Raw genomic sequence first — 7,833 nt, forward strand, 5'->3', positions numbered from 1 at the left:
GTATGTCACCAAGGGATCGCCGGCACGTACCGGGGCCAGGAACGCCATCCCGTCGACAGAGGCGGTCACCGGGGGCCCGTGGGCGTGTCGTCCGGCGGCAGCCGCAGCTGCGTCGTCGATCAGCTTCATCACCACTCCGCCGTGGATGGTGCCGTACAGGTTGGTGTCGTGTTCGCTCATGATGTGCGCGAGCGTCACCCGTGATGCGGCCGGGTGCTTCGTGTCGGTGGGCAGGGTGGCATGTCGGTCGGCCACGTCAACTCTCCTTCGCGAGTCGGGACAAGGGCGGAACCGCATGCGAGTACGGGTGCGCGGGCAGGTGGCAGGTCTTCGGACTCGCGGGCACGTCTCGTCGTACGACACTCCTGCCGGCCGTCGCTTCCCAGGCCCGGTACGTCGGACCCAGTGCGTATGACGGCGGTCGTTTCCGCTCACCGCTGCGGGGCAGTCCCGGTGTCCCACCGGGTTCCCTCTCACGACGCCCTGCCGTGGGGGCCCCATGCCTTCAGGGCTATGGGGGAGGGCGGGGCGAACCAGCTGCGCGCGCGATCCTACGGGCCGCGTCTCGTCGTTCGGGGCCTGGGGCCGCCCTCAGTTCGCTGCCACCGTGCCCAGGAAGCGGATGTGCGGCCGGTCGCCCGGGCCGGAGCGGGTGACCTCGGTGCGTACGCCGTACACGTCGGCGATCAAGGGCTCGGTCAATGTGTCGCCCGGGGTTCCGGCAGCGACCACCCGGCCGCCCCTGAGGACGACGACCTGGTCGCAGTACATGGCCGCCAGGTTCAGGTCGTGCAGGGCGACGACGCTGGTGACGGGGAGTTCGACGATCAGCTTCAACAAGTCGAGCTGGTGCTGGATGTCGAGGTGGTTGGTGGGTTCGTCCAGGAGCAACTCGCGCGGTTCCTGGGCCAGGGCGCGGGCGATCTGCACGCGCTGGCGCTCGCCGCCGGAGAGCGTGTGCCAGGGCTGGTCCGCGCGGCCGGTGAGGCCGGTGCGCTCAAGGGCGCTGCGCACGGCTTCCTCGTCGGCCGCGGTGGCGGGGGTCCAAGCGCGTCGGTGCGGGATGCGGCCGAGGCGTACGACGTCGAGAACGGTCAGCTCGACGAGGGTGTCGGAGTGCTGCTCGACGACGGCAACGCGCCTGGCCACGGCGCGGCGGCCCCAGTCGCCGAGGGGACGCCCGTCGAGGGTGACGATGCCGGAGGCGGGGGCGAGGACGCCGGACAGCAGCCGCAGCAGCGTCGACTTGCCGGAGCCGTTGGGGCCGAGCACCCCGGTCACGGAGCCGGGCCGGGGGGTGAGGCTCACACCGTCGACGATCAGCCGCCCGTCGAGGGCGCGGCTCACGCGGTCGGCAGCGAGGGTGTGCGGCCCGGCGGGTGCCTGTCCACGGCCGGGCGGCCGGGTACCGTCGTCCCGCCGCTCGGTGCCGGTCGTCATCGCATCCTCCTCGTGCGGTACAGGACCAGGACGAACGCCGGAACACCGACGAGTGAGGTGACCACGCCCACCGGCACCTCCTGGGGGTCGAGGACGGTACGGGCCAGGGTGTCGGCCCAGACCAGGAACACCGCCCCGGCGAGCGCGGTGACCGGCAGCAGCCTGGCGTGCCCCGGGCCGACGAGGGCGCGGGCGGCGTGCGGCAGGACCAGGCCGACGAAGCCGATCGCCCCCGCCGAGCTGACCAGCGCGGCGGTCAGCAGCGCGGTCACGCACAGCAGCACCAACCGGGTCCGGGCGACGGACACCCCGAGCGTGGCCGCGGCGTTCTGGCCGAAGGCGAAGGCGTCCAGGGTGCGTGCGTAGCCGAGGCACAGCACGAGGGCGAGCGCCAGGACGGCCGCGCAGAGCCCCACTTCGGTCCAGCCGGCCCCGCTGAGCGAGCCGAGCATCCAGAACAGCACGCCCCGGGTGGTCTCCGCGTCGGCCGCCGTCGTCACGACGAACGAGGTCAGGGCGGAGAACAACTGCATCGCGGCCACCCCGGACAGGACCACCCGGTCGGTCGTCCCGCCGAGGGTGTGGCTGAGGAGCAGCACCAGAGCGAACGAGCTCAGGGCGCCCACGAAGGCGCCGCCGGAGACGGTCAGGACGCCGCCGCCGGCGCCCAGGACGATCACGGCGACGGCGCCGGTCGACGCACCGGAGGAGACGCCCAGGACGAAGGGATCGGCGAGGGGGTTGCGCAGCAGGGACTGCATCACCGCGCCGCACACGGCGAGTCCGGCCCCGCACACCGCGGCGAGCAGGGTGCGAGGCAGCCGCAGGTTCCACACGATGCCCTCGCGGATCGGCGTGAGATCCGTCGAACCCCAGCCCAGGTGGGAGGCGATCACCGACCACACGTCGCCCACCGCGATGTCCGCCGGACCGATGGTGATGGCCACGGCGACGGACGCGGTGAGCACCGCCAGCCCGGCGCCCAGGCCGGCGACGACGCGCACCACCCGGACGGCACCCCGCATGGGGCGGACCGGGGAGGACCGCAGGGCGGTTCTCATCCGGCGAGCCCGTACTCGCGCAGCGCCGCGGCGACCTTCTCCACGCCCTCGACGGTACGGATCGTCGGGTTCATGGCCTGCCCGCTGAGCAGGACGTACCGCTTCTCCTTCACCGCCTTCATGTTCTTCGTCGCCGGGTTCGACTGCAGGAACGCGATCTTCTTCGCGGCCGACTCGGCGGTCTGCGACTTGCGCGTGAGGTCGCCGATGACGAGCACGTCGGGATCGCGGTCGGCGACGGTCTCCCAGTTGATCTGGGGCCACTCCTGAGTGCTGTCGTCGAAGACGTTCTGCGCGCCGAGCGCGTGGGTGATGATGCCGGGCGCGCCGCAGCAGCCCGCCATGTAGGGGGACTCCTGGTTCGCGAACCAGTACAGGACGGTGGTGTCCTCGGCGCGGATCCCCGCCGTGGCCTTCGTCACCCGGCTCTTCAGCCGGGCGACGAGATTCTCGCCCCGCTCGTCCACGCCGAAGACCCGGGCCAGTTCCCGTACTTCGCGGTAGACCGTCTCCATGGTCAGGGGCTTGGTCCGTGAGCCGTCGCCGTCGCCGCTGTTGTCCTTGCCCTCGCAGTCGGCGGGTGACAGGTACGTCGGTACGCCGAGCTCCTCGAACTTCTCGCGGGAGGCCACCCCGCCCTTGCTCAGGGTGGAGGTGAAGGAGGAGGCGACGAAGTCCGGTTCGGTGTCCAGGACTCGTTCGAACGACGGCTGGTTGTCGGCGAGTCGGGGCACCTTGGCGTTGGCCTTCTCGAGCCCCGTCATGACCGGGTCGGTCCAGGTGGCGGTTCCCACCACGCGGTCGGCGAGGCCGAGGGAGAGCAGGATCTCGGTGGTGCCCTGGTTCAGGGACACGGCTCTCTTCGGCGGAGCCTCGACCGTCACCTTCTGCCCGCAGTTGTCGAACGTGACGGCTCCTGCATCCGAGCCGCCGGACTTCGGGGACGAGCCGGAGTCGGAGCCGGAACCGCACGCGGTGAGCAGCAGTGCCCCGGTCAGGAGCAGGACGGAACAACAGGCGGGACGTGACAAGTGCACGGTTGCGGCTTCCTAGGCGTCGGGACCCATACGCGGGGTCCGTGCGGACGATCGGTCGCCAGCAGGTCTTCGGACTCGGGATCACCCCGGCGGGACGCCTTCCCGGACCCGGCCGTGACCGTCGTCCAGTGGCTCTGCTGCCCCGCCCGTCACCCTCACCGCTGCGCGTCAGTTCCGGACTCTCACCGGATTCCCTGACCCGTGCACGTGTACGGACACGCCCACGAGTTCGACTGGCGTCCGGAAGTTACCACAGCCTTACCCATGTGGTCCGACCTGCCCGTCGGCGGTGCCCGCCGGGCCGAGGCGCGCTCCCCTCAGGTGGCCGCCGCTCCCAGTGGCTTCTCCGGCGCTGGTTCGGCCATGCGAGTCCCCAGGCGTCGGCCGAAGGGGACAAAGGCCACTGCGGCGCGGGCCAGGTCTGCCGGACCCCCGACCGCAGCGGTTGTATGACGTCCTGCTCGTGATCGTCTTCTCGACCAGCACCGTCCGGCGCCCATGGCGCCGCAATTCCCGAGCCCCGCCATCGCGGGCCGAACGCGCCGCGGCCCGAGCGGGAAGCCAAGTCCGCTGCCGTCGCGGATCCTTCGCCCCGTCCGGGAACCGTCCGCCTCTCCCCTCCGACTGCTGTGAGGAGGCAGGGAGGTGGCATGGAAGGGCTGGATGTCCGGATGTCGGGCGTCGTGTGCCGGCACGGCCGGGTCGAGGCCGTGCGCGACGTCGATCTCGACGTCGTGCGCGGGCAACGGGTGGCGCTGACCGGTACCAACGGGTCGGGCAAGACCACGTTGCTGCGTGCTGTTCTGGGGCTGCACCGGCATGTCGCGGGCCGGATCCTGGTGGGTGGCCGGGACACCGGGAGTGCTGCCGAGTGGGCGTGGCGGCGACGGGCGTGCGCGTGGATCCCGCAGAAGCCGGCGACCGGCCGTTTTCCCTTGCTGGCAAGCGAGTTGCTGACCAGTGGCGGTGCGCGTGCCGAGGCGGTGGAGGCGGCCGACAAGCTCGGGGTCGGGCATCTCGCCGACCGGCCGTTGCACACTCTGTCCGGTGGTCAGCTTCAGCGTATGTACCTGGCGCGGGCGGTCGGCTGTGTGGCGGCCGGGGCGGGCGTCCTGCTCGCCGACGAGCCCACCGCCGCCCTTGACTTCTCCGGTCAGGAGGAGGCGGCCGACGTCCTGCTCTCCTTGCCGGTGACCGTCGTGGTCGTCACCCACGACCGGGCTCTGGCCGAGCGCTGCGACCGGGTGCTGGAGATGGCCGCGGGACGTCTGCGGGAGGTCCGGTGAGCGTCCTGGCCGCGGCCGACGTCGGTCAGCTCCTGCAGCTCGTGCCCGTTCAACGGGCGGGTGTCGCCCTGCTGGTGGCCGCGGTCGGACTGCCGGTCCCGGGGGCCTCCCGGGGAGACCGCTGTCGTCTGACAGCCGGATCACCGCCACCGCCTTCCACACGGCGGCGGTCTCCCGTCCGCGCTTCCCTGCGGCCGGATCTCCCCAACACCCGTGCGACCGCCGACGGCGCCCGTGCCGTGCCCGGCCCGTGCGCGCGGGACTGAAGGAAGGACCACAGGACCATGACCCCTGCCCTGCCCACCGTGACCGACGAGACGGTCACCGCCTGGGCGCTCGCCGCCGGCGGCGGCGACAGCGAAGCGGTCGACCGTTTCGTCCGGGCACTGCAACGCGACGTACGTCTGGACGCCCACCCGGCGACGACTCGCGGACACCGCCCTGGCCGCTCTGGCACCGGTCTGCGCCTGTGTGCTGGCCCTGGGCGGTCTCGCGGTCTGGACCGCCACGGGCAACGCCGGTACCCCCGCACGCATCGGGGTCACCGACGCGCGGCTCTTCCTCCCGTCGCGGGGAGTGCCGGAGACAGCGGCATTCTTCAAGATCATTAACGCCGGTGGCGCCCAGGACCGGCTGATGGGGGTGACTTCGTCCGACGTCACCGAGGGCATCTCCCTCAGCAGCCACCGGATGACCACCGGCGGAGCCGCATACCGCTGGCCCACGGAGTCACTGTCCATCCCCGCCGGGGGCACCCTCGACATGTCTCCGCACAGCAGCGATGTGACCGTCCCGGCCGCGACACGCTGGGCGGAGGGCGACCTGGTGCCCTTCACCCTTCACTTCGAGCACAGCGGGCGAATGGAGGTCCTGGCGGTGGTCGTCCGGCCCGGGTCCTGATGACGGCGCTGCGCGGCGGAGCACCGTGGGGCGTACGGCGCTCCGCCACGCGCTGTCAGGCGGTGACCGCATCGGCCACCTCGTACCCGGCTTCGGTGACAGCCGCGCGGACCAGGGCGTCGAGGGCCTGGCGCATCGTCAGGTCAGTCAGCATCTGGTCAGCATGAGTCCGCACGCATTCCGGGACAGGTGTTCGGGGCGGTGCTTGGTCGGCCATGGTGCGACAGTCCGGATCGGACGGAAGCGCAGGCGAGGAGCCTTCTTGCCCGAGTGGGGTCCGTGTTCTCCGGAATCTTCGAGTGCGACGCGTGCCGGTGTACAGTGAACGACGCCCCTGACCTGCAGAAAGCTGGCGGGGAGCCGTCTTCTAGGAGTCCAAAGTGCTGCGAACTTTGATGAAGTCCAAGATCCATCGCGCCACCGTCACCCAGGCCGACCTGCACTACGTGGGATCCGTGACGATCGATGCCGATCTGCTCGACGCCGCCGATCTGCTGCCCGGTGAGCTCGTGCACATCGTCGACATCACCAACGGGGCACGGCTCGAGACGTATGTGATCGAGGGGGAGCGCGGGTCCGGCGTGGTCGGGATCAACGGGGCGGCGGCGCACCTCGTGCACCCCGGGGATCTGGTGATCATCATCAGTTACGCTCAGGTGTCCGACGCCGAGGCGCGGGTACTGGAGCCGCGGGTCGTGCACGTGGACCGCGACAACCGGATCGTCGCGCTGGGTGCCGACCCGTCCGAGCCGGTCCCCGGGTCGGACCAGGAGCGCAGCCCGCAGGCCGCCACGGCCTGAGGGGCCGCGCCGCCGCAGACCGAGGCAGGAGCGTGGTGTGTCCATGAGCGACATCGAGATCCGCGACGACCGGGCGGCGGGCCGGCTGGAAGCGGTGGCGGGCGGAGACGTCGTGGGCCGGATCGAGTACTTCGTGCTCGACGAGCCCCGGCGGGCCCTCGTGCCGGTGCACACCGTCGTCGAACCGGCGCACGAGGGGAAGGGCATCGCGGGCTCCCTCGCGCGCGAGCTCTACGGCATCGCGTCCCGTGAGGGCAGCGCGGTCGCGCCCCTGTGCCCGTACGTCACGAAGTGGGCGCAGCGCCACCCGGACGAGGCGCCGTCGGCGGATCCCGAGCTGATGGCGGCGGCGAAGAAGGGGCTCGCCGACCACCCCGAGATGTTCTGAGCCGGGTCCGGTCCCGTCCCGCCGTGCTGGCGCTGCTGCACACCTCGCCCGTACACGTCCCCGTCTTCGACGCGCTGCGCGACCGCGCGCACCCGGGGCTGGAGCTGCGGCACCTCGTCGCGGCGGACCTGCTGGAGCGGGCGCGCGCCACCGGGCCGGAGGCCGTCGCCGGTGACGTACGGGCGCGGGTGCGCGAGGCCGTGGACGGCGGGGCGCGGGCGGTGCTGTGCACCTGTTCCACCCTCGGGGCCGTCGCGGAAGCCGCGTCCGGCGTGGCCGGTGTGCCCGTGCTGCGGGTCGACCGCCCGATGGCGCGGCAGGCCGTGGAGGCCGGCCCGCGCATCGTCGTGCTCGCCGCGCTGCAGAGCACCCTGCGTCCCACGGTCGGCCTGATCGAGGAGGAGGCCCGCCGCGCGGGCCGTCCCGCGCGTGTGCGGCCGGTCGTCGTGGACGGGGCCTGGGAGCGGTTCGAGGCCGGTGACTCCTCCGGGTACCTGAGCCGGGTCGCCGCCGCGGCCGACGGCGTGACCGGTGCCGACGTGATCGTGCTCGCCCAGGCGTCCATGGCCCCGGCGGTGGAGCTGGGCGGGGCCCGCGTTCCCGTGCTGTCCAGCCCGGGGACCGGACTCGCGGCGGGGGCAGCGGCGGCGGGCGGTACGGGTGGCCGTAGGTGAGATCGGGAGCCCGAGCGTGCCGCGGTCGGGTGACTGGGGAGGCGGCCGTCGGGTAGGCGGGGGATAGTCCAGAGCCGAAGTCGACCGACTGGCCGGAGGACCACCGTCATGACCGACCCGCATCCGGACCCCGTCCCGCCGGGACCCACCCCGGGGCCGGACCCATCGCAGCCGCAGCCGGACCCCGCGCCCGTTCCGCCGCCCGAGCCCCCGCCGGGCCCGGACCCCGCGCCCGGCCCCACACCCC

The 7,833-nt window shown here is 72.5% G+C and carries 8 protein-coding genes, 1 pseudogene and 2 riboswitches; of the genes and pseudogenes, 5 read left to right on the forward strand and 4 right to left on the reverse strand.

Going from position 1 to position 7,833, the window contains the following annotated elements; translation table 11 throughout:
• Window positions 1–9: 9 nt before the first annotated feature.
• From G3I53_RS34225 to G3I53_RS28760, 4 genes and pseudogenes are all read right to left on the reverse strand, one after another.
• Window positions 10–180, reverse strand: a pseudogene (locus G3I53_RS34225) (hotdog domain-containing protein); the annotation flags it as partial.
• Window positions 181–324: 144 nt separating this feature from the next.
• A riboswitch (cobalamin riboswitch) is annotated at window positions 325–474 on the reverse strand.
• A 117-nt stretch (window positions 475–591) separates the two neighbouring features.
• Entirely contained in the window at window positions 592–1,440 is an 849-nt protein-coding gene (locus G3I53_RS28750) for an ABC transporter ATP-binding protein (RefSeq protein WP_164333363.1), read from the reverse strand.
• On the reverse strand, window positions 1,437–2,465 hold the full coding sequence (locus tag G3I53_RS28755) for an iron chelate uptake ABC transporter family permease subunit (RefSeq protein WP_164333372.1): 1,029 nt from the start codon (window positions 2,463–2,465) through the stop codon (window positions 1,437–1,439). Before G3I53_RS28755 ends, G3I53_RS28750 begins: the two co-directional genes overlap by 4 nt.
• 32 nt (window positions 2,466–2,497) lie before the next feature.
• Window positions 2,498–3,538 (reverse strand): ABC transporter substrate-binding protein, encoded by a 1,041-nt coding sequence (locus tag G3I53_RS28760; RefSeq protein ID WP_164333364.1) that lies wholly within the window; start codon window positions 3,536–3,538, stop codon window positions 2,498–2,500.
• A 42-nt stretch (window positions 3,539–3,580) separates the two neighbouring features.
• A riboswitch (cobalamin riboswitch) is annotated at window positions 3,581–3,774 on the reverse strand.
• A 414-nt stretch (window positions 3,775–4,188) separates the two neighbouring features.
• Between G3I53_RS28760 and G3I53_RS28765 the strand changes: the two genes are divergently transcribed.
• The 5 genes from G3I53_RS28765 (at window position 4,189) to G3I53_RS28790 (ending at window position 7,586) form a co-directional block, all read left to right on the forward strand.
• Window positions 4,189–4,824, forward strand: coding sequence for an ABC transporter ATP-binding protein (locus G3I53_RS28765; protein ID WP_164333365.1), 636 nt, complete (start codon window positions 4,189–4,191; stop codon window positions 4,822–4,824).
• Between the two features lie 441 nt (window positions 4,825–5,265).
• Entirely contained in the window at window positions 5,266–5,724 is a 459-nt protein-coding gene (locus G3I53_RS28775) for a copper chaperone PCu(A)C (RefSeq protein WP_164333373.1), read from the forward strand.
• A gap of 380 nt (window positions 5,725–6,104) precedes the next feature.
• Window positions 6,105–6,524, forward strand: a complete 420-nt coding sequence (panD, locus tag G3I53_RS28780; RefSeq protein WP_164333366.1) for an aspartate 1-decarboxylase — start codon at window positions 6,105–6,107, stop codon at window positions 6,522–6,524.
• A 43-nt stretch (window positions 6,525–6,567) separates the two neighbouring features.
• Window positions 6,568–6,912 carry a GNAT family N-acetyltransferase gene (locus G3I53_RS28785; protein ID WP_164333367.1) on the forward strand — a complete coding sequence of 115 codons (345 nt, stop codon included), beginning with the start codon at window positions 6,568–6,570 and terminating at the stop codon, window positions 6,910–6,912.
• Between the two features lie 23 nt (window positions 6,913–6,935).
• Window positions 6,936–7,586: an aspartate/glutamate racemase family protein gene (locus G3I53_RS28790; RefSeq protein WP_164438927.1), complete on the forward strand. Its 651-nt coding sequence runs from the start codon at window positions 6,936–6,938 to the stop codon at window positions 7,584–7,586.
• The last annotated feature ends 247 nt before the right edge of the window (window positions 7,587–7,833 follow it).

It is taken from the genome of Streptomyces sp. SID14436 (assembly GCF_010548465.1).
Classification (GTDB): Bacteria; Actinomycetota; Actinomycetes; order Streptomycetales; family Streptomycetaceae; genus Streptomyces.

Excerpts from the sequence above, each read along its gene's own strand:
- G3I53_RS28755 (WP_164333372.1), bottom strand. The coding sequence starts at position 2,465 with ATGCGGGGTGCCGTCCGGGTGGTGCGCGTCGTCGCCGGCCTGGGCGCC.
- G3I53_RS28750 (WP_164333363.1), bottom strand. The coding sequence starts at position 1,440 with ATGACGACCGGCACCGAGCGGCGGGACGACGGTACCCGGCCGCCCGGC.
- G3I53_RS28785 (WP_164333367.1), top strand. The coding sequence starts at position 6,568 with ATGAGCGACATCGAGATCCGCGACGACCGGGCGGCGGGCCGGCTGGAA.
- G3I53_RS28765 (WP_164333365.1), top strand. The coding sequence starts at position 4,189 with ATGGAAGGGCTGGATGTCCGGATGTCGGGCGTCGTGTGCCGGCACGGC.